We start from the raw sequence: 21,688 nt of genomic DNA on the forward strand, positions 1-21,688 counted from the left end.
GCAATGAGCGAATTGAATCATAAAGAATTGGGGTTAAGCGATGAGCAAGTGCTGGAAATGTACCGCACGATGCTTTTGGCCCGCAAAATTGACGAACGCATGTGGAAGTTGAACCGTGCGGGTAAAATCCCGTTTGTGATCTCCTGCCAAGGGCAAGAAGCGATTCAGGTAGGCGCGGCCTTTGCGTTGGATCGTGAGAAAGACTGGCTTTGCCCGTACTACCGCGATTTGGGGATGGTGCTGACTTTCGGGCAGTCGGCTAAAGATCAAATGCTGTCCGCTTTTGCCAAGGCGGAAGATCCAAACAGCGGCGGGCGCCAAATGCCCGGGCATTACGGTGACAAACGTTTCCGCATTTTGACCGGCTCCAGCCCTGTGACAACCCAGGTATTGCACGCAGTGGGCATTGCGTACGCTGGAAAATTGGAAAAGAAAGACCATGTTGTGTTGACCACCTGCGGGGAAGGGTCCAGCAACCAAGGCGATTGGCATGAAGCTTGCAACTTTGCAGGCGTACACAATTTGCCGGTCATCTTCATGGTGGAGAACAATAAATACGCCATTTCTGTTCCGCTGGATAAGCAAGTGGCGGGCGGAGAAATCTGGAAACGCGCCGAAGGTTACGGATTCCCAGGAGTACGCGTTGACGGAAACAACCCGCTGGAAGTATACAAAGCGATGAAAGAGGCCGTCGAACGTGCACGGCGCGGGGATGGTCCAACCTTGATCGAAGCGGTGGCTTATCGGTTGGTGCCCCATTCCAGTGACGACGATGATCGCACCTACCGCAGCCGGGAAGAAGTGGAAGAAGCGAAAAAGAAAGATTCCTTGCTCCAATTCAAAGATTACTTGCTGCAACATGGTGTGTTGACGGAAGAGAAAGAGCAGGCGCTCTTGGCCGAAATCAATCGCGAAGTGGATGAGGCGACCGATTACGCGGAGCAGGCGCCGTATCCGGATCCGCAAGAAACGTATAAGCATGTTTATGCTTAAGGCAGGAGGAGAGAGATATGCCCGTTATTTCATATATTGATGCCGTAACGCAGGCTCTGATGGAAGAGATGAAGCGCGATTCACGCGTGTTTGTGCTGGGGGAAGACGTTGGGGTACGCGGCGGGGTGTTCCGCGCGACTGCTGGCTTGATTGAAGAGTTTGGCGCTGACCGGGTTTTGGATACGCCATTGACAGAATCGGCTATCGCCGGCGTGTCGATCGGTGCTGCCGCTTACGGCTTGCGCCCAGTTGCCGAAATGCAATTCGCTGATTTTATTATGCCTGCCGTGAACCAAATCATTAGTGAAGCGGCAAAAATCCGTTACCGTTCCAATGGGGACTGGCAATGTCCGCTCGTGATTCGGGCTCCATACGGTGGTGGTGTCCACGGTGCGCTTTATCATTCGCAAAGTGTGGAGAAGATTTTCACGGGTGTGCCGGGATTGAAGATCGTCATGCCTTCTACCCCTTACGATGTGAAAGGCTTGTTGAAAGCGGCTATTCGGGATGAAGATCCGGTGCTCTTCTTTGAACATAAGCGTTGTTACCGGCTGATTAAAGGGGAAGTGCCTGTAGAAGATTATACGGTTCCGATCGGCAAAGCCGACGTGAAACGGGAAGGAACGGATGTCACGGTCATCTCTTACGGCTTGACTTTGCACTTCGCCCTGCAAGCAGCAGAACAATTGGCCCAAGAAGGAATCAGCGTGCATGTGCTTGATTTGCGTACCTTGGTGCCGTTGGACAAGGAAGCCATTCTGGAAGCGGTGGCGAAAACCGGTAAAGTCTTGATCGTTCATGAAGACAACAAAACAGGGGGCTTTGGGGGAGAAGTTGCTTCCATTATCGCGGAAGAAGCTTTCTTTGAGTTGGACGCGCCGATTAAGCGTCTGTGTGGCCCTGATGTGCCTGCTATGCCATACAGCCCACCGCTTGAAAAAGAATTTATGCTGAATCCAGATAAAATCGCAACGGCGATTCGTGAACTGGCAGAATTCTAGGCTGGCTACAGAGGAGGACAATTATGGCAACTGATATCAAAATGCCGCAACTCGGCGAGAGTGTCGTGGAAGGCACCATTGCGAAGTGGCTGAAACAACCGGGGGACCGGGTAGAAAAATATGAACCGATCTGCGAAGTGTCCACGGACAAAGTGAATGCAGAAGTGCCATCGACGTTTGATGGCGTGATGGTGGAGATTATAGCCCAAGAAGGCGAAACGGTTGAAGTTGGCCAATTGATTTGTCGTATCGAAACAGAAGGCGAAGGTGCTGTGGAAAATAAGCCCGCCGCATCCGCTGATTCCGTTGCTCCGGCCGCTCAGGAGACGCCAAAAGCGAAAGCAGACACCGCCGGCGACAACTCCAACAAGCATCGTTATTCTCCGGCCGTTTTGCGCTTGTCCCAAGAGCATGGCATTGATTTGACTCAACTTCAGGGGACGGGCAAAGGAGGCCGCATTACCAGAAAAGATGTGCTTAAGGCCATTGAGCAAGGCGGTACACAACCAGCTGTTGCCACTGCTGCCCAAGTACCAGTGCCAGAGGCCCCTGTCGCACCGGCATCACCAGCGGCCGCTCCGGCACGTGAAGCTGTGACTGCTTCCACCACCCCGGCGGCTCCGGCAAAAACGGGCGTTGTCTTGGAAAATGGCGACCGTGAAATTCCGGTGACGGGAGTGCGGAAAACGATCGCACAACGCATGGTGCAGAGCAAACACGAGGCTCCGCATGCTTGGACGATGATGGAAGTGGATGTTACTGGTTTGGTTGCCCTGCGCAATCGGTTAAAACATGAGTTTAAACAACGTGAAGGTGTTAACCTCACCTTTATGCCATTCTTCATCAAAGCGGTGGTTGACTCCCTGAAAGAGTTTCCACAGCTGAACTCCGTTTGGGATGGAGACCGGATCATTCTGAAGAAAAATATCAACATTTCCATCGCCGTGGCCACGGACGACGCCTTGTATGTTCCGGTAATTCATAACGCGGATGAGAAAAGCATTTTGGGGCTGACCAAAGCAGTGAACCAATTGGCCGAAAAGACCCGCGCCGGCAAACTGGAGCTGAAAGACATGCAGGGCGGCACGTTTACGGTCAACAACACCGGCTCGTTTGGTTCGGTCTTGTCAGCACCGATCATCAACGCCCCACAAGCGGCTATTCTCTCGTTCGAGTCGATCGTGAAACGGCCAGTGGTGTTTGGGGACAACATGTTCGCAGTGCGGGATATGATGAACATCTGTATGTCGCTTGACCACCGGATCTTGGATGGCCTGATGGCCGGCCGCTTCCTGAAGCGTGTAAAAGAGCGTTTGGAAGCGTATGGGCCAGACAGCCAAATCTGACATTCCCACGTTTTCTTGTGATACAATAGCTGGAAGGAGCGGACGGTTGCGTCTGTCTCCTTGCAGCAAACGATAAACGGCATCCTGTAAGGGGATGCCTTTTCGACATGGAGAAGGTGACACAGATGGACTTTGCGGTGCAACGGTTAGGCATGTTTCCATACATGGAGGCCTGGGACAAACAGAAAGAACTCGTGCAAGCGATTGATCAGGGGCGACTAGGCAACCAATTGCTATTGTTGGAACACCCTCATACCATCACGCTGGGACGCGGTTCCCATCAGGAAAACATTATTTTTTCGCCTGATTATTATCAACAGCAAGGTGTTCAGTTGGTTGAAATTGACCGTGGCGGCGACGTTACTTACCACGGACCGGGCCAGTTGGTGGGTTATCCATTGTTCCACTTGGGGGAACGGGGAAACAACGCCCATGGATATTTGCGGGATCTAGAGGAAGTATTGATTCGTACCCTGAAGCGGTTCGGGATTGAAGCTGGACGGAAAGAAGCTTACACCGGTGCGTGGGTGGGGGATGTGAAAATCGCGGCGATCGGCGTCAAATTTAACCGAGGCCGCAACCGTCGCGGCTATATCACTAGCCATGGGTTTGCGTTAAACGTAAATACTGATTTGCGTTATTTCCAGATGATTGTCCCATGTGGAATTAAGGAGTATGGGGTCACTTCGATGCAGGAACAGTTGGGAAAACCCGTTGATATGAATGAAGTGATGGAGCAAGTCATCGCCTGCACGCACGAGGTGTTTGGCGATAAAATGGAATGATCGGAAGATGGTTGCACAGCAAGGAGCCTCCGGCGCGCCGGGTGGCTCCTTGTCGTTGTTAAAGGACGCGTTTATGCTGAGGTTCTGGGTACCGGTAACAGCGCAATTGCGCCTGGACTTTGCTCCAGTAGCTATGGAGTTGAGCCGGGAACGAGGCGTGAGTCAACTTGACGGAAGGCCCGGACAGTTTGGCGCAAGGGCAGGGCACATCGCCGTGGTATTTGTACACATACAGTTCGCTCCGCAAAGAAATCTCTTCCGCAGTCACGGTGACGCAAGTGGCCACAATCGCGACGGTTTGCGAGGTGAGCGGAAGAAGGTGCAATATGGCATCAGCAGGAGGGACAAAATCTTTCTCCAACCATGTTAGCTTGTTCAGCTCAATCCACTCCGCTTCTTTGTGTGCCAGCTGCTCTTTAAGTATCTCGATTTTCTCCTGAACAAAGCGTCGTTTCCGGGACAAGGACAAAATCTCGTGGGCGAAGGTGTGGAAAAAGGCTTGATCCCGCTCGTGGCATGCGTTTTTACGCATACAGGTCAGACCCAATTTGGACCATAGCGACAGAGGGGTCTGTGGGTTCCACTTTCCTTTGGACGCTTTGTATTTGGCTTGTTGCTTCCGCCATTCACGTTCGGTGGAGGCGCCTAATTTTTGCAATTGAGCCAATTTTCCTTTGAGAATGCGGATATCTTGGTTCAGGTCGGAAACGAGGGAACGCCAGCCGGTGGCATAGGTGTGCCGAACAAGTGAGTGGGTAAGCGGTTTATAAGGAGTGTGCCGCATCATTGCTTGCGTGATGGCATCCGGTTGGATGCACGGCAAGGGTAATGGGATAGAGGGATCGCCGCTGAGCAATGTCAGTTGGTGCGGCAGAGAGTGGATATTCATCTGGCGATGATTTTCTTTCGTGTGCAGGTATCCACAACAAGCGATCCATCGTCCTTGCAATTGACGTATCGTGGTTTCGGCATGGGTGAAGCGGGAAAGAATGAGCTCGCAGGATTGGTTGGCGTGGTTTCCGGAAAGGGTGAGACGGTGAGTGTTGCGAGTGTTGTGAATTCGGGTTACTTGTCCGATCAAGGTGATGAGCTGGCCGGAAGTGGCAGGAAGATTGGGGTTGTCCATCCTGTGGATGAAACGATGGAGGGGGATGCTAGTCCCGTCTGCGCACGTGATTTGATAAGCCGTTGTTTCTTTGAACATGTGGAGCTTCGTCCTGGTAAACACGGCTTGAAGCCAAGCCATCCATCGGATTTGTTCCTCCCTTTGCCAAGTATAACTTCCATCGGGTCTCCACTCGTTTTGCGATGCGGGCACAGTCAAAAGAAAGGAATGCTTACCGTTTGGTACGAAAAGCCGACGGTTAGCGTCTTTGATTGGATGCTTGCGATGAGCCCTTGCGGGGATCCGGGGACTGGGCGGCACGCTACGGCCTTTTTTTTGTTTCGGACTCCTCCGGCGGTAAAAGAAAGAATCCAAGCAGGATATCCCCCTTCCGCGAAATAGTCTGAATAAACCGTTCCCAAATATTATTATAAATGAAAATCAGAAAACCGTAGCCCCTTTTTGAAGAAAAAAGCCCCCAATAGATGGGAGCTTGGCATATGTAGGGATTACTGAATACCTACAAACAAGTCATACAGGGACAGCAGGGTGACACCAACCAAAGCGAGTGTGAAGACGCCCCCGATAATAACGCCTGGTTTGTTGCCGATCTTTTTATTGTCTATGACACCGCGGATCGACAGGATCGAAATGATGACAAGAAGAGGTACCATGAAGTATTCCATTGCATATTCACCTGCCTTCTGTTGTTTGCGCTTGGGCTTGCGCACTCATCATTACATAGTATAATCGATTCATTTCCTGATTAACATACGCACCCTTTATGAATTATAGAAAGAGATAGGCTCCGGTGGCAAGGGTTGAAACGAGAAGCGAGAGAACAAGCACATATACCGTCACTTTGATCCATTTTGGCTTCACGATTGATTCACCTCACAACATCCTATTGTATCCAACCTTTGGGATAAAGTCCATGAAATCACCTCTTTGCGAAAACTTCGTTCAAACAAACGTAATATTTGATATATTAAGAAGTGAAAGCGTTTTATTATGATGAGGGGGATAGCATTCATATGGAAAATAAAAGCGCAAAAAGTCGATGGGAAGAAAAAACTGTTCGTTGGTTAGAGAAAGCGCCAGAACGCAAGCAAACATTCACCACCCTCTCTGGCATTGAAGTGGAACGCTTATACACCGAACACGAAGCGCGGGAAGAGTGGCCCGGTGAATTCCCTTATACGCGCGGGATACACCCGACCATGTACCGCAGCCGCCTTTGGACGATGCGCCAGTACGCCGGGTTCGGTTCAGCCAAAGAAACAAATGAGCGGTTTCGATATTTGTTGCAACAGGGGCAATCGGGTTTGAGCGTTGCTTTTGATCTTCCGACCCAAATTGGCTATGACTCTGATGATCCCATGGCGATGGGAGAAGTGGGGAAAGTAGGGGTAGCGATCGATTCCCTCCGGGACATGGAACAATTGTTTGCGGGGATTCCTTTGGATCAAGTCAGCACGTCGATGACCATCAATGCCCCGGCAGCGATTTTGTTAGCGATGGTGATTGCCGTTGGCGAAAAGCAAGGTGTTAGGCCGGAGCAGTTGCGCGGCACCATTCAAAACGACATCCTCAAAGAGTACATTGCGCGGGGCACCTACATTTTTCCGCCCCAACCGTCGATGCGCCTGATCACTGACATTTTTCAGTATTGTGCGGAGCATGTACCCAAGTGGAACACAATCAGCATCAGCGGCTACCACATTCGCGAAGCTGGCTCCACCGCCGTGCAAGAAGTCGCTTTCACTTTGGCCAACGGCATTCAATATGTGGAAGCAGCACTGGATGCGGGCTTGGAAGTAGACCAATTTGCGCCGCGACTCTCATTTTTCTTCAACGCACACAATCACTTTTTTGAAGAAATCGCCAAATTCCGTGCTGCAAGAAGGTTATGGGCTAAAATCATGAAACATCGTTTCCATGCGTCGAACGAGCGCTCGTTACAGCTTCGCTTCCATACCCAGACGGGTGGGTCGACATTGACCGCGCAACAGCCGGACAACAACATTGTGCGGGTCACCTTGCAAGCGTTGGCGGCAGTGCTTGGGGGAACACAGAGTTTGCACACCAACGCGCGGGATGAAGCTTTGGCTTTGCCCACGGAAGAGTCGGCGCGGATCGCTCTGCGCACGCAACAGATTATCGCTTACGAAAGCGGCGTGGCTGACACAGTGGACCCGTTGGGCGGTTCCCACTACATCGAGACGCTGACAGACCAGATCGAGCAAGAGGCTGAAGCGCTAATCAAGCGGATTGATGAGTTGGGGGGAGCTGTGCATGCCGTGGAGCAAGGGTTTATGCAACGGGAAATTCGCCGGGTAGCGCTGGAAACACAGCGGAAAATCGAGCGCGGTGAAGAAGTGGTGGTGGGGGTGAACAAGTTCACCTTGGAGAATGAAACGCAACCGCCACTGTTGCGGGTCAACCCGGCCTTTGCCAAAGAACAGATTGCGGCGTTGAAAGAATTGCGGGCGACGCGAAATCAAGAAGCGGTGAATCAGGCGTTGGCGCGGCTCAAACAGGCTGCGGAGGGAACGGAAAATGTGATGCCTAGCATACTGGAGGCAGTCAAAGCGTATGCCACAGTGGGTGAAATCTGCAACACATTGAGAGCGGTGTTTGGTGAATATAAACCAGTCTAGGGGGAAACGGATATGAATCGACCAATTCGCGTACTTATAGCCAAGCCTGGCTTAGACGGGCATGATCGCGGGGCGCTGATTATTGCCCAAGCTTTGCGGGATGAAGGGATGGAAGTGATTTACACCGGTTTGCGACAGACACCGGCGCAAATCGTCGCCACCGCGATTCAAGAAGATGTAGATGTTATCGGATTATCCTGTTTGTCTGGAGCCCATAATGAACTGTTTCCTGAAGTGGTGCGGTTGCTCAGGGAACAACAGGCCGACGACATAGTGGTTGTCGGGGGTGGAGTCATTCCGCAAGAAGATATTGCGTACCTGAAAGAGCAAGGTGTGGCCGAAGTGTTCACATCCGGCACAACAACGACAGAAACCGCTGAATTCATCCGGCGAGTGGTCAAGGAAAAGGGGGTTCAGGCATGAAGTGCCCCCCAAAAAAAATCAGTCATATCGGCATTGCGGTTTGGGATTTGCAAAAGGCGTGCGCTTGGTATCAAGAAGTGTTGGGGTTAACTTTGGAAGGCATGGAGGAGGTGGAAAGTGAACAGGTGCGGGTCGGTTTCTTGCGCATCGGGGAAAGCCGAATTGAACTGCTTGAGCCGATGTCCGAAGAGAGTGCTATTCACAAATATCTGGTGCGGCACGGCGAGGGCATCCATCATATTGCCCTTGAAGTGAGTGACATCAAAACCAGGTTGCGGGAAGTGGCCGAGCAAGGGGTTCGACTGATCAATGAAGAGCCCAAACCCGGTGCGCACCAGATGAACATCGCATTTCTTCATCCAAAATCAACGGGCGGCGTATTGCTGGAATTGTGCGAAGCGCGGGAAAACGCAGAATGAGGATGTGACATAAATGGATATGTACAAGAAAATTGAAGAGATGGAAGCCAAACGGAGCAAAGTGGAGCTAGGCGGAGGAGAACTGCGGATTCGGTCGCAACACAAGCGCGGGAAACTGACGGCTCGAGAACGGCTCGATCTTTTGCTGGACGAGGGTTCATTTGTTGAATTAAATGCGTTTGTGGAACACCGCGCCACGCACTTTGGCATGGAGCACACGGAAGCTCCCGGCGAAGGGGTGGTGACGGGCTACGGAAAGATCCACGGACGGCTTGTGTATGTATTTGCCCAGGACTTCACTGTGTTTGGTGGGGCGCTGGGAGAAATGCATGCTTTGAAAATTGCCAAAGTGATGGATTTGGCGGCGAAAAACGGAGCGCCGATCATCGGCCTGAACGACTCGGGAGGAGCACGTATCCAAGAAGGAGTCGTATCGTTGGATGGCTATGGACATATCTTCTATCGGAATTCGATTTATTCTGGCGTGATTCCGCAGATATCGGTGATCTTGGGACCATGTGCGGGAGGTGCGGTCTATTCCCCCGCAATCACCGACTTCGTGTTTATGGTAGAGGATACGAGCCAGATGTTTATCACCGGTCCCAAGGTGATCGAGGCTGTCACCAAGGAGAAGATCACGGCGGAGGAATTGGGTGGAGCAAAAATGCACGCTACTACGAGCGGCAATGTCCATTTCACTGCGCCTACGGAAGCGGAAGTGCTTGAGGAGGTGCGGCGTCTGTGTACTTATCTGCCACAGAGCAACCGGGAGAATCCACCTCGTCGGGAGTGGGAGGAGCAAGGAGATGACTGGGTAGAAGAGCTGGCCGACAAGGTGCCAGTGGAAGGAACGCGTGTTTATGATGTGCGGGAAGTGATTCAAGCGGTGGTGGATCAAGGAGATTTTATGGAAGTGCATCGCCATTTCGCCCGTAACATCGTCGTCGGTTTCGGTCGGATCGCGGGACGTACCGTGGGCCTTGTTGCCAATCAGCCGAAAGTGATGGCAGGAAGTTTGGATATTGATTCGTCGGATAAGCTGAGCCGCTTTATCCGTTTTTGCGATTGCTTCAATATCCCGTTAATCACGTTTGTCGACGTTACCGGCTTTTTCCCGGGCGTAAACCAGGAGCACCATGGCATCATCCGGCATGGCGCCAAGATATTGTACGCATATTCGGAGGCGACTGTACCCAAGATTACAGTGATTCTGCGCAAAGCATTTGGCGGCGCTTATGTGGCGCTGAACAGCAAAGCGATTGGGGCTGATCTGGTATACGCTTGGCCCTGCGCCGAAATTGCGGTGATGGGTGCGGAAGGCGCGGCCAATATCATCTTCCAACGTGAGATTGCGGAAAGTGAACAGCCGGAGGAGACCAGACAGCGGCGGATAGCGGAATATCGCGAAAAGTTTTCCAACCCCTATGTGGCCGCGGCGCATGGAATGGTGGATGATGTGATCGATCCGCGCGCCACCAGGCAAAAACTGATCAGCGCTCTGGAAATGCTGGAACAGAAACAGGAAAGCCGTCCAGCTAAAAAGCATGGAAACATCCCTTTGTGATAGGGATGAGAAGCACTGGCGAGGCTGTCTCTGGCCCCGGTGCTTTTTCTATTGTATGTGAATAAAAAAAATTAAATTGGACATAATAGGGGCAAAGCCAGTTTTCCCATGATGTGGCAATCTTCTAACTACCGGTATGGAGGGACATAGCACTAGAAAACGGTTTCATTTAAATATAAAATGAGTGATGGGGAGTTGCTGAAAAATTTCGGATTACAAAGCGAACAACTGGCAAAAAAATGGCAAATTTTATAGCTTTGTACAGTCTTTTTTCGCCAAACCGCTGTCAATAACCAAAGATCCACGTTTTTTGCCTGATTTTAGGTCTTTGGCTACCAACAAGTTGAATTGAGTCATGGTAAAATAGGTAGTAATTTTATCGGGTGATTGGAGGAGTAACGGTGGTAGACCAACAGCGTTTAATCGATGAATTTATAGAATTAGTAAAAACGGATAGTGAGACAGGTGACGAAAGAGCCATTTGTGACCTTCTGACCCAAAAACTGACAGAATTGGGGTTGGATGTGGTTGAGGATGGCTCTGCTCAATTGACGGGACATGGCGCGGGCAATTTGGTGGCGACACTGAAAGGAACGGTTCCGGGGGCACCTAAGATCTATTTTACCTGCCATATGGACACCGTCGCTCCGGGCAAAGGGATCAAGCCGCAAATCAACGGCGATGTGATTGAGTCAGACGGCACCACCATCCTTGGTGCGGATGATAAAGCTGGCTTGGCCGCCCTTTTGGAGGGAATCCGCCTGTTGAAAGAAAAAGGGCTTCCTCACGGACAAATCCAATTGCTCATTACTGCCGGAGAAGAATCTGGTTTGATTGGGTCGCGCCATCTGGATATGTCTCTGGTAGACGCCGATTTCGGGTTTGCTATGGATTCCGATGGAGAGGTGGGTGAAATCATCACGTCGGCTCCGTCGCAAGTAAAAGTGCTGGCAACCATTTATGGCAAAGCAGCACATGCAGGTGTGAACCCTGAAGATGGGATTAGCGCCATCCAAGTAGCGAGTCGGGCTATCTCCAAAATGCGCTTGGGGCGGATTGACGAAGAGACGACGGCCAACATCGGTCGCTTCCAAGGGGGCACTGCTTCCAACGTGATTCCGGAGCGGGTCGAAATCTTGGCTGAAGCGCGCAGCCGCAATCCGGAGAAATTGCGCCGGCAAGTGGACAGCATGGTACAAGCATTTCATGAAGCGGCTGAGGAATTCAACGCCAAAGCCGAAGTGGAAACACGTACCTTGTACCCTTCCTTCCACTTCTCCGAAGAGGATCTGGTGGTGCAAAAAGCCAAAGAAGCAGTTATGCGCATTGGCCGCACGCCCCGCATTGGCGCCAGCGGTGGAGGAAGCGATGCTAACGTGATTGCCGGGCACGGTATTCCCACAGTGAATTTGGGCATCGGTTACCAGAACATCCACACCACCAGTGAACGGATGCCAATCAAAGAGTTGGTGAAAGCGGCGGAGTTGGTGGTGGCTTTGATCGAAGAATCGGCGAAGGTAGAAGTGGCTGCTACGGGTAGCGGTTCTTTGGGGAAATAGGTTGTTAGCCCGTTTTTGACGCAATCATTATTCTGGATGGTTGGGTTGAAAAATATTCCTTGTCTGTTGAAAAAATCGAAGTGGCCATTAAATGGCCAATCCCAGTCACGTGAACAAAAAACGGTCTCCCGTCGGAGGCCGTTTGCTTTTTATATATTGTATTTTGCCAATCCATCATCGCTGTCCATGCGGGCTAATTTTTCCAAGACCCGGCGTTTGCGGTAGAGCATTTGTCCTGCTTCCGACACTTCATCGATGGTGGAACGGTTGATATAGGCGCCGAAGATGATTCCTACGACAGGAACGAGCTGGAACAGTTTTTTCCATCCATAGTTGTCCCGGTAAGTATAGATTACTTCGCGCCACCCCTCCAATTTGGAGATGGATTCGCCAACTTGTGCTGTTTCGGCCGACGCTAGTTCTTTGATGATCGCTTGCTTACCGACGAAGTCACTGGAAGCGAATTGCAGGCATTTGACGATAAAAATGCGCTCATGTTTGTCCTTGGGATTGTAGCCGTAACTTAGCGCCATCTCTTGCAGAACCTTCAGTGAAAGGCCCAAAAGGGCGGGAATGTCAATCGCTAGGGTGAATACTCCGCCAAAGCCCGTTGTTGCTCCTTGCATGGTGGCGAATTGCTTGCGTGATTCTTTCAATTCCTCTGCCACTTTATCCATCGTGTGAAGCGGAAGAGCCGGCACTTTATCCAAAGTGAGGTAATCAGGACGAAGTTGGGCTTCTTTGGCCAGTTGAGTGAGGATTTCTTTTTCGCTGATCAAATACTGCCCGCCTGTTTGGATGTAGCCTCCCAATTCATCGAGAATTTTGCCTAGCCATTCATGCACGATGTTGGGAGTGATGCGGTCGAGCAGAGTGAAGGGAATTCTGCCTAACTTTTCCCAAAACCACAAATCCTTCTGATCTTGTTCCCATTTTTCTATTTCTTTTAATGCTTCCAATAGCATTTCCTGGTTTTCCATAATACTTCCATCCCTCATTCACTAATGCTTGTTACCGTTGAAAAGTCTCTTTGTTGCTGCCAACTACATTGAGCGCGGCTTGGTAGGCCGCGATGATTCGGTCCAATTGGGCCCGCTCCGTAAGTGTGAGGCGTGTCCGGTTCTGTGCCAGGTAAGTTTGCAAGCTGTCGAACCGTTGGGTGAGATGATCATATTCCAACTTGATTAGCCCTTCTACCAGGGAAGGCTCCTGCTCGCTTACCTCGGTGTGTGCCGGGAGCGGTTTATAATGTTTGATTTTCACCATGGAGCGATAGTGTACTCCGTCTTTTCCTTTGAGTTGCCCCAAATGGGTCAATTCGATGAAATCGCGGTCTGCCAACCGAACCAAGGCACGCCGGATGGTCGATCGCGTCAGGTCGAGGTATTTTTCCAATTGCCGGTAGGAAATGATGCAGGCCCCTTTGGGAATGAGAACTTGGTACTCTGGATGGATCATTTCCTCCGGAGCCGCCAACCGGACCAATTCAAAATAGGTTTGCCTCTCACGTGGAGTGAGTTGGTCCAGCTTGGCCTGATAAGGCTGAACTTTCATGTTGTCACTCCCTTGATGTTATAAGCCGAATGGGTCGTAGGTGTGTCGATTTGGCGCAATCTGGGTTGCATCATCATTTTAACCCAGCGTGGGCGCTGGAGGAAGTGCCGGGATAGATGAAGGATTGTAAGGATTTGCATCGCTTAAATAATTTTTCATTGACATTTCAATTCTATTAATTCATAATACTATTTGTACATATAAGAAGGCTTTGTCTAGCCAATTGCACGGTGATACGCTGTGCGGGACATGATGGCAAACAATCATCACCCGGCTCCGCGTTACTTAGTCAGCCCTAGTGCACCCCTTAGTGCGTTAGGTTCTGCCTAAGCAGGCGTAGCCGGACCTAACGACTAAGGGGTGCACTAGGGCTTTTTCAGTGCGAACCCAGATCCGAAGACTGTTAGTAGACAAAGTGATTCATGCCTGACTCGGGTAGTGTCCGAGTCGGGCATTCTTTTTACTTAAGGAGGATGGGGAATGGCTGACCAGGAGAAAAAGAATTTGATGTTAGCCCAAGCAGAGCGAGAATTTGCAACCCATGACACTTGGTGGGAAAAAGAAGAACCCAAGGCCCCGCTACCCGCAAGAATCCAAGCGATGCTGAACCGGAATGATCCGGCGGTGATTGATGAACTGCTTAAGTTCGCTTTTCTGTTGAATGGAGAGGTGCAAGTTTGGGATTACAACAAAGGAGGTTGGCAAAAGCTCAGTTTGCCAGAAGAAGATATGGCACAGCTTGATCCGCAAGACGGCTCTTGGTTGTGGACGTTGTACGTATCGGGGCATCCCCTGGCACGGAAAGCAGTGCGCAAACTATTGAGTTATCAGTCCGATATCTATGATCTGAAACGTCGATTTTTTAAATATCAGAGACATATGATCTCCAGGAAACTGCAGGTGAAATGGCACGGGGGCAGACGGAATGCGCTGATACCATTTGATGCAGTGTATTTCCGCTATGTAAAAGCAATCTTCAAGCTGGCAGAAAAAAAGGGAGACGCCGAAACGTGGGCGATCCTCGCGCATCGCTTTGACCTGGAGCGAAAAGGGAATAACCGGCTTCAAACCGCCGCTGGACAAGAAGTGGAGGTTTACTCCGATAAAACGCATTATTACTTGCGTCGCCGCTGTTGGCGTTATTTGCGAGAACTTGGGAAAAAGGGGAATCCGGCGTACATTCGCTTTGCCGTGGAAGCGTTGTTGCAATATGAAGACCAAGATGCCCGGTACGTGTCAAAGTACGAAAACGGTGAGTGGTTGGTCGGCAAAAAGTACAATCATCTTTGGCTGTTCAACCATCTGCTGTTTCACCGCAGCCAAACGTTTAAGCCTAAGCGTTTGCAGTGGGAGGATGTGTTTGTGCCGTATGACGGGCTTGACCGCAGGGAAGAAGCGTTCCCCGATCTCTGGGATCAACATGCGGACGAATTGTGGCGGTTATTCAACAAAGCTTCGTCAGGCACAGTGATCAGCTTTGCTTGGAATGCGCTCCTGCATGGAAATCGGGATTATCTGAATAGGGTGCCGCGTGAAAAATGGATGAAACTTTTGGATGATGAGCATAATCAACGCAACAGAGCCGCACTGGCATGGCTATTGGAGAACGAAATCTTGGCGGACAACGGCGAGGCGGATCTTGTCTTGCTGGAGGAACTGCTGTTCCATATAGATCAAACGGTGCGTGAAAAAGCGGCCGATTGGTTCGGGGAAAATGCACAGAAACTGCCTCGCGAGTTTAACCTGAAAATCACCCGGCGGATCATCGACATCATTAAAGATGGAAGTGATTATTGGCGGGCTACGGGTTGTATCGATTTGTTGCGGAGCCATTGCCGGCCCTATGTGAGTGAATTTGCGACTATGGCATTGATCAAGCAATTGCAAGACAGCGGTAGCCGTTGGTCTTACATGTATAGAATGAAGGAAGATTTGTTGGCGTTGCTGTTGGAAGAGTTGGATGTGGAACAACAGGAGGTCACAGGTGTCGAGTTGCTCCCGCTCCTCTCTTCAGCCAATAATGAAGTGCAGCAGCAGACAGAGGCGCTGTTTGAGAAGCATTTCGAAAAACTGAAGCTGGATTTGGACTTTTTGCTCGCTCTGATCAAAACACCGAACAGCCGAGTGCAAGCGTTTACTACTCGCTTTATGTCAGATCGTTTACTTTGGGTCGTACCTTTTTATCCCGCTCTTTTGCCCCGCTTGTGGGAAATGATGCTGGATGAAAATGAAAGTGCGCTGGTACGTAATTATATCCGTGACGTGTTGTTGGGGAAATTGTTCTTTGAGGAATTACGGAAGACCCCAATCAGTCAAGTGCTTGCTTTGTTACAGCATCAAGAGCATGCCATGCAGGCTTTCGGTGCGCAACTGCTGGCTCTGATCGAACCGAAACCGCACGATTTCACATTGCAACAACTGGTCGATCTCGCACATCGCCCCTTGGCGGAGGTTCGTGCGGCAGCGCGGAAGATGCTTGAAAAATTGCGGTTGATTTGGTCCCCCGATTTGTTGGTCAATGTAATGGAGACCGATTGGGATGACACGCGGGAGTGGGCAATGTGCATCGTGACCGCTCTTCCCACTGACGAACAGACCCCGGAATTGATCTACGGCTTGTTGGACACCGCCCGCCGGGATATCCGTGCTTTGGCCATGGAGTTGATTGACAGCCATCTGACACGGCTCGACTTGACGGAACTCATGATGCGAGCCAGTGAAAGTCCATATTTGGAGGTTCAGGAGTTCGCTTTAGCTATTGGCGACCGGCTGACCTGGACGGCTCAACGCATGACTGAGTTAGAGTTGTTTTTTCGGACTGTGTTTTTCCGCGTGCATCGGGGACGGCGTGCCAAAAACATGGCTTTCGCACTGTTGGAGAGACTGGCATTGGAGAAACAGGAATGCGCAGAAGCGATGGTGCCTCTGTTGAATGATATGGTACGCAATTTCGGGCGGCAGGATTTTGAACGGATCGTCCATCTGCTCACACAGATCAAAATGCGCTATCCACACATTCAGACACCGTTGGCGTTGGAATAATTCACAGCAAGGAGGAGAACGCATGCAATTTCAACAGACCTATGCCAAAGCAAGCAACATCAGTCATGTAGGCGGTCGTACACTGGTTGACTTTGCCCCGGATCTGGGTCGGGAGCCTACGTTTTTCCAAGGCCGAATCAAAGACTCCATCCGCTACCGCGACGCCATGATTGCGCTGCGCGATGTCGTTGTTTCAGATTTGAATGTTAAACCGAAGGATCATCGAGCTTATCAAGAGTGGGTGCAACAACAGTATGTGCTTGACCTGATCGACACGATGGGTAAAGAGTCGGGTGAAGCGGCGAGGATGCTACTTATCCGTGAACGCATACAAGAATTGGATCGCCTCCGCACTAAACGCATGGGACCTTATTACAAAGCGCGGGCCCGGTATTTCAATTGGTTGTATCATAACGATCCTGACGCTTGGTTTGTTCTCGATCCTGTGATTACCGTGGCGCCTGATCAAGTTTTTTTTGAAGCCTTTTCGTTGGACGAGTCCTCCTACGGACGGTTGGCGGTTCATTCCGAACTGTTTGACGATGTGAAGGATTTCGCCTATGGTACGACCAACATCGATTTTTCGGATGCGTTGCTCAATGAAATCCAACGCATCCGCTCGTACCGTCCCACTGAATTTCAAGTGGACCCATCGGGCTTTGAAGTGGCGACGGAAGGACGGGAAGTGTACAAAGAGAAGAAAATCGATGTGCCTGTCAGCTGGATTCGCGGTTTTCTCCAAGTTCAATCAGCAATGACGATGCCAGCGGTCACCTTCGATGTGAAGCCGATCGATCTGTATAATCTCTGCACCTTTTTGCGACGGCACAAAGAACGGCACAGCCCTCGTTCGCTCAAGTTTTTGCTCAAGCCGGGTCAACCGGTGCAAGTGGTCATCGAGCCGTGGAACGAAGTGATGACCTTTAGCGATTCCGTTTATCTGGGAGATACCGAGCAAGAGATTCGCACTTGGGGGCGCCGCCGCCTCTTCTTATTGGAAAGGTTGTTGCCGCTGTCCCGCAAGATCACCGTCAACCTGTTGGGCACGGGATTGCCTAGTTTTTATGTGGCTGACTTGGGCAATCTCAGTTTCACGTTGGGCTTGTCTGGTTGGACTCGCAATGACTGGGCTGGTGCCGGTAACTTCGATTTGCTGATCGGCAGTTCGGCGCAGGTGACGCCCGAAGAGAGCAAACAAGTTTTTTCCAAGATGAAATGGAAAAAGACGGCGACAGCAGAATCATTGGCAGAGTGGACTGGCTTGCCAGTGCCTACGGTGCAAGCGGCATTACGCCAGCTGTGTAGTGCCGGCAGGGTGATGTTCGATTTGGAGATCGGCCGCTACCGCCTGCGTGAATTGACGCGCGACCCCTTGCCAGTGGATCAGTTGCGGTACGCTAATCCGCGTGAGGAAAAAGCGAAAAAATTGGTGCAACAGGGACATGTGAGCCTCTCACGAAAAGAAGCGTCGGCTAGCGGCGTAACGCTCTATGGCAGTGTCCGGACGAGCAACCGGTCGGTGGAACCCCAAGTGGTTCTTGATCATGACGGGCGGATTGAGCAAGGTGAATGCACGTGTTATTTCTACAAACAGAACAAGCTGATGCAAGGACCGTGCGAGCACATGATGGCGCTTGTGGCCATAGCCCGCGACTGAGCAAGGAGGAGGGAGATCAGGATGTCGGAGGAAAAACGTCCCTTAACCAGGGAAGAGTGGATTCAAAAAGTGAGTGCAAATGGGCGGGAAGCGACCATTCGTGAAGAGATGATCCGCTTGGGCTTCTGGAGCAACGATTCATTGACAGAGGAAGAGAAGAAGCAGCAACAAGCAGAGGATGAGGAGCGCGCCCGCTTGGCAGCGGAATTGCGGCGGTTGCAGTCCAAAGGCATGAGCATGCCCAAGGTGCAGCAACTGTTAAAAGAAGTGCGCCAAAAACGGATTGAAGCCAGCAGAAAAAGGCGAGAGGTACAAAAGGCAGAGCGAGAACAGAAGCGCCGCGAGGCCAAAGAAGCGTGGGAACAGCACCGCGCTCGCCATGTTGTGTATGCAGGAGAAGGGGTTTCAGGCGGATTGGAAAACAAGGAAACCCAGACGGAGATGTTGCGCCAAGCTGGCTTGCCCATCGTAACCACCGCGGAAGAGTTAGCAGAGGCGATAGGAATCTCCGTAAGCAAGCTCAAATGGCTTACATATCATCGCAACACGGCGACACTGTCCCATTATTTCCGATTCACCATCCCCAAACAAAATGGGGAAGAAAGGGAAATTTCCGCTCCCAAACAAACGCTCAGGCAAGCACAGGCTTGGATTAAGACTCATCTTCTCGACCGCCTGCCGGTACACCCTGCGGCGCAAGGGTTTGTGCCGGGGAAAAGTATCGTGGACAACGCGAAACGGCATGTTGGCCAAGCGGCAGTCATTAAGATGGATTTGCGAGATTTTTTTCCGAGCATTCATTTCTACCGGGTTCGAGGCTTGTTTCAATCATTTGGGTACAGTGAGATGATCAGTACGCTGTTGGCGCTGTTGTGTACCGAACCGCCGCGCCGCGCTGTTACGCTTGGAGGCCGTGTGTATCATGTGGCGATCGGGGAACGCCAGCTTCCACAAGGGGCCTGCACCAGTCCGTCCATAACGAATCTTTTGTGTCGTCGCTTGGATGAGCGGTTGTCAGGGTTAGCGCAAAAGTATGGCTTTCAATATTCTCGCTATGCTGATGACATGACGTTCTCCTGTTCAGAGGATGGAATCGGCCAAATCGGCACCGTCATAAACCAAGTACGTCGGATTGTGGCATTTGAAGGATTCACCGTCAATGAAGATAAAACGAGAGTGTTGAAGCGGACCAATCGACAGACAGTGACGGGCATTGTAGTTAACGAGAAAATCAATGTCAACCGCCGAGAATGGAAACAGTTTCGGGCGTTGTTGCACAACGTTGAAAAAAACGGACTAGAAGCGGAAAATCGTACAGGTCACCCACATTATTGGGATTACATCAAAGGGTACGCCAACTTTGTGCGCATGGTGCGGCCCGATTTAGAAGAGAAGCTGATTCGGCAGTTGCAAGCTATTGCGGTGAAACATCGCTTATCTCTGCCTGGATGGGCTGGAAAAACGGTTCAATCATAAAGGTATCGGGGTCGAGCCGATCAAGGCTCGGCCTTTGTGCGTTGATTGGGAAAGAGTCGATGGAGGGGCTTCTCTTTCCGCAGTGGACGGAACAAACGCTGTTTTCGTTCGATGAGCTGTTTTACGGTTAGCGGATGGTTGGTCAATTGGCGCAGATAGGCACGCACTTGCCAGCCTTTGCCGCTCACGCAGAAACTTGATTGTCGCCAGGTGCATTTCATCTGGATCACCACCGGAGATTATTTGTCTTAACCAGCATTGACACATCATCTTATCCATATGCGTAAAGCTGTCTCCATTTGTACGAGAATGGTCGGTTTGGAGATGGATGTGAGTTATAATAAGGAATAGATTGAGACAGGAGTGACAACAATGCGAAATTTTGAAGAAAAAACGATTGCGAGTCGAACGATATATACGGGCAAAGTGGTTCAGTTGCAAGTAGATGACGTTCAATTGCCCGATGGCCGCGCTGCCAAACGCGAAATTGTGAAACACCCAGGTGCCGTCGCCGTTCTGGCTATTACGGATGAGGGGAAAATGGTGCTGGTGCGGCAATTCAGGAAGCCGTTGGAAAAGACGATCCTGGAAATCCCGGCGGGCAAATTGGAAGCGGGAGAAGACCCCGGGGATTGCGCGGCACGAGAGTTGGAAGAAGAAACGGGTTACCGGGCTACGGGCTTGACGCATGTGGTTTCCTTTTACACCTCACCCGGATTTTCAGACGAATGTTTGCACATTTATCAAGCTGAGGGTTTAACAAAAGGGGAAGTGAACCCCGATGAGGATGAATTTGTGGAATTGGTTGAATGCACGCTGGATGAGTGCTTGGAGCGAATTCAAAGTGGCGATATCATGGACGCCAAAACGGTGGCCGCAGTCTACTTATGGCAAGCCCGGGTGTCGAGCGGGAGATGAAGTTGCAAGAGATTTTCGCCGACTTGCATATCCATATTGGCAGAACCCAGGGAAATCTCCCTGTAAAAATCACAGCGGCGAAAAACATGACGTTTGAAGCGATTATAAAGGAAGCGTTTCACCGCAAAGGCATCCAGCTGATCGGAATCATCGACGCTCAGTCCCCTCCAGTACAGGAAGAGATTCAGGCAGGATTGGACAAAGGGCTTTACCGCGAACATCCGGACGGTGGCATTACGTATGGGGATACGACTTGCGTGTTGGGGGCAGAGATCGAGCTTAGGGAGGGAGCCGGTGCGTTTCACGTCCTGGTGTACCTGCCCGGTTTGGAACAGATGCGAGAACTTACCGCCTGGTTAAAGAGATATATGAAAAATGTCCAGTTAAGCACCCAGCGGTTGCGGCAATCGGCATTGGCCCTGCAAGAAAAAGTATGGGAGTGGGGTGGTTTGTTTATTCCCGCCCATGTATTCACCCCGTTTAAAAGTGTTTACGGCAATGCCGCACCTCGCATGGAGCAATTGTTTGACATGAAGAAGGTATCGGCAGTGGAACTCGGGTTGAGCTCCGATTCGGATTTGGCCGATCAACTATCTGAGTTGGCACCTTTTACATTTGTCACCAATTCGGACGCTCACTCTCTACCCAAAATCGGTCGCGAATACAATCAATTGTTGGTGCGAGATGCTAGTTTTCAAGAATTGAAACGGGCACTCGCCAGAGAGGGGGGCAGGCGCGTCCTGGCTAATTACGGCTTAAACCCCAAGCTGGGAAAATACTATCGAACCCGTTGCTTGAATTGTGATGAATTGTGGCCGTCAAGCCAAGTTGCTTGTTGCCCACACTGCGGCAGCTTGAAAAAGGTGAAAGGCGTGAAGGACCGGATCGAGGAGATCGCCGATCAACCAAGTCGCCACCCGGCACACCGTCCCCCTTATGTTTATCAAGTGCCGCTTGAATTCATTCCCAAACTGGGCCCCAAAACCCTGGATAAATTATTGCAGGCATTTGGAACAGAGATGAATGTTCTTCATCATGCGGAGGTGGAAGAAATCCGCCAAGTAGCTGGCGCGGCTATCGCCCATTATATTCAATTGGCGCGCGAGCAACGATTGGCATTGTCCGAAGGGGGCGGCGGCGTTTATGGCAAAGTCGATCCACTACAAAAAAGCTAACCGATGTGGTT

The 21,688-nt window shown here is 51.0% G+C and carries 20 protein-coding genes; 14 read left to right on the plus strand and 6 right to left on the minus strand.

Translation table 11 applies throughout. From position 1 onward, the window contains the following. The first annotated feature begins 3 nt into the window (after positions 1-3). From EDC32_RS04200 to lipB, 4 genes are all read left to right on the plus strand, one after another. The gene (locus EDC32_RS04200; protein WP_022736191.1) at positions 4-993 is read left to right on the plus strand and encodes a thiamine pyrophosphate-dependent dehydrogenase E1 component subunit alpha; all 990 of its coding nucleotides are present in this window, start codon (positions 4-6) and stop codon (positions 991-993) included. Positions 994-1,010: 17 nt separating this feature from the next. Continuing rightward, positions 1,011-1,994 carry an alpha-ketoacid dehydrogenase subunit beta gene (locus EDC32_RS04205; protein WP_132220125.1) on the plus strand — a complete coding sequence of 328 codons (984 nt, stop codon included), beginning with the start codon at positions 1,011-1,013 and terminating at the stop codon, positions 1,992-1,994. Between the two features lie 23 nt (positions 1,995-2,017). Then, positions 2,018-3,340, plus strand: a complete 1,323-nt coding sequence (locus EDC32_RS04210) for a dihydrolipoamide acetyltransferase family protein (RefSeq protein WP_132220126.1) — start codon at positions 2,018-2,020, stop codon at positions 3,338-3,340. A gap of 107 nt (positions 3,341-3,447) precedes the next feature. Further along, positions 3,448-4,125: a lipoyl(octanoyl) transferase LipB gene (gene lipB, locus EDC32_RS04215; protein WP_246026843.1), complete on the plus strand. Its 678-nt coding sequence runs from the start codon at positions 3,448-3,450 to the stop codon at positions 4,123-4,125. Positions 4,126-4,183: 58 nt separating this feature from the next. Here the strand turns inward: lipB and EDC32_RS04220 are convergent, their stop codons facing one another. The 3 genes from EDC32_RS04220 to prli42 form a co-directional block, all read right to left on the minus strand. Further along, on the minus strand, positions 4,184-5,329 hold the full coding sequence (locus EDC32_RS04220; protein ID WP_132220127.1) for a hypothetical protein: 1,146 nt from the start codon (positions 5,327-5,329) through the stop codon (positions 4,184-4,186). Positions 5,330-5,739: 410 nt separating this feature from the next. Next, positions 5,740-5,916 carry a hypothetical protein gene (locus tag EDC32_RS16240; protein WP_022736197.1) on the minus strand — a complete coding sequence of 59 codons (177 nt, stop codon included), beginning with the start codon at positions 5,914-5,916 and terminating at the stop codon, positions 5,740-5,742. A 103-nt stretch (positions 5,917-6,019) separates the two neighbouring features. Next, entirely contained in the window at positions 6,020-6,112 is a 93-nt protein-coding gene (gene prli42 / locus EDC32_RS16245; RefSeq protein ID WP_154987287.1) for a stressosome-associated protein Prli42, read from the minus strand. A gap of 152 nt (positions 6,113-6,264) precedes the next feature. Between prli42 and EDC32_RS04225 the strand changes: the two genes are divergently transcribed. The 5 genes from EDC32_RS04225 to EDC32_RS04245 all read left to right on the plus strand — a co-directional run bounded on the left by EDC32_RS04225 (position 6,265) and on the right by EDC32_RS04245 (position 11,855). After that, the gene (locus tag EDC32_RS04225) at positions 6,265-7,890 is read left to right on the plus strand and encodes an acyl-CoA mutase large subunit family protein (RefSeq protein WP_132220128.1); all 1,626 of its coding nucleotides are present in this window, start codon (positions 6,265-6,267) and stop codon (positions 7,888-7,890) included. A 12-nt stretch (positions 7,891-7,902) separates the two neighbouring features. Further along, on the plus strand, positions 7,903-8,313 hold the full coding sequence (locus EDC32_RS04230) for a cobalamin B12-binding domain-containing protein (RefSeq protein ID WP_029071794.1): 411 nt from the start codon (positions 7,903-7,905) through the stop codon (positions 8,311-8,313). After that, on the plus strand, positions 8,310-8,732 hold the full coding sequence (gene mce, locus EDC32_RS04235; protein ID WP_132220129.1) for a methylmalonyl-CoA epimerase: 423 nt from the start codon (positions 8,310-8,312) through the stop codon (positions 8,730-8,732). The genes EDC32_RS04230 and mce overlap by 4 nt, the downstream gene beginning before the upstream one ends. 19 nt (positions 8,733-8,751) lie before the next feature. Beyond that, positions 8,752-10,296 carry an acyl-CoA carboxylase subunit beta gene (locus EDC32_RS04240; protein ID WP_211341901.1) on the plus strand — a complete coding sequence of 515 codons (1,545 nt, stop codon included), beginning with the start codon at positions 8,752-8,754 and terminating at the stop codon, positions 10,294-10,296. Positions 10,297-10,697: 401 nt separating this feature from the next. Next, positions 10,698-11,855 carry a M20/M25/M40 family metallo-hydrolase gene (locus EDC32_RS04245; RefSeq protein WP_132220131.1) on the plus strand — a complete coding sequence of 386 codons (1,158 nt, stop codon included), beginning with the start codon at positions 10,698-10,700 and terminating at the stop codon, positions 11,853-11,855. A gap of 149 nt (positions 11,856-12,004) precedes the next feature. On the opposite strand, the gene EDC32_RS04250 is transcribed toward EDC32_RS04245, so the two are convergent. Beyond that, complete coding sequence (locus EDC32_RS04250) at positions 12,005-12,835, minus strand: EcsC family protein (RefSeq protein WP_132220132.1); 831 nt, start codon at positions 12,833-12,835, stop codon at positions 12,005-12,007. Between the two features lie 31 nt (positions 12,836-12,866). Further along, complete coding sequence (locus EDC32_RS04255) at positions 12,867-13,409, minus strand: hypothetical protein (RefSeq protein WP_132220133.1); 543 nt, start codon at positions 13,407-13,409, stop codon at positions 12,867-12,869. A gap of 480 nt (positions 13,410-13,889) precedes the next feature. Between EDC32_RS04255 and EDC32_RS04260 the strand changes: the two genes are divergently transcribed. The 3 genes from EDC32_RS04260 to EDC32_RS04270 are packed head-to-tail and all read left to right on the plus strand — an operon-like array spanning position 13,890 to position 19,584. Further along, positions 13,890-16,451 carry a hypothetical protein gene (locus EDC32_RS04260; protein WP_132220134.1) on the plus strand — a complete coding sequence of 854 codons (2,562 nt, stop codon included), beginning with the start codon at positions 13,890-13,892 and terminating at the stop codon, positions 16,449-16,451. A 22-nt stretch (positions 16,452-16,473) separates the two neighbouring features. After that, positions 16,474-18,108, plus strand: coding sequence for an SWIM zinc finger family protein (locus tag EDC32_RS04265; RefSeq protein ID WP_054095387.1), 1,635 nt, complete (start codon positions 16,474-16,476; stop codon positions 18,106-18,108). A 21-nt stretch (positions 18,109-18,129) separates the two neighbouring features. Further along, positions 18,130-19,584: a reverse transcriptase family protein gene (locus EDC32_RS04270; RefSeq protein WP_022736206.1), complete on the plus strand. Its 1,455-nt coding sequence runs from the start codon at positions 18,130-18,132 to the stop codon at positions 19,582-19,584. A gap of 20 nt (positions 19,585-19,604) precedes the next feature. Here the strand turns inward: EDC32_RS04270 and EDC32_RS04275 are convergent, their stop codons facing one another. After that, positions 19,605-19,805, minus strand: coding sequence for a hypothetical protein (locus EDC32_RS04275; protein ID WP_022736207.1), 201 nt, complete (start codon positions 19,803-19,805; stop codon positions 19,605-19,607). Positions 19,806-19,956: 151 nt separating this feature from the next. Between EDC32_RS04275 and EDC32_RS04280 the strand changes: the two genes are divergently transcribed. Further along, positions 19,957-20,502 (plus strand): NUDIX domain-containing protein, encoded by a 546-nt coding sequence (locus tag EDC32_RS04280; RefSeq protein ID WP_132220135.1) that lies wholly within the window; start codon positions 19,957-19,959, stop codon positions 20,500-20,502. Continuing rightward, on the plus strand, positions 20,472-21,677 hold the full coding sequence (locus tag EDC32_RS04285; RefSeq protein WP_246026844.1) for an endonuclease Q family protein: 1,206 nt from the start codon (positions 20,472-20,474) through the stop codon (positions 21,675-21,677). The genes EDC32_RS04280 and EDC32_RS04285 overlap by 31 nt, the downstream gene beginning before the upstream one ends. The last annotated feature ends 11 nt before the right edge of the window (positions 21,678-21,688 follow it).

Origin of the sequence: Laceyella sacchari, from assembly GCF_004343255.1 — a bacterium.
GTDB classification, from domain to species: Bacteria; Bacillota; Bacilli; order Thermoactinomycetales; family Thermoactinomycetaceae; genus Laceyella; species Laceyella sacchari.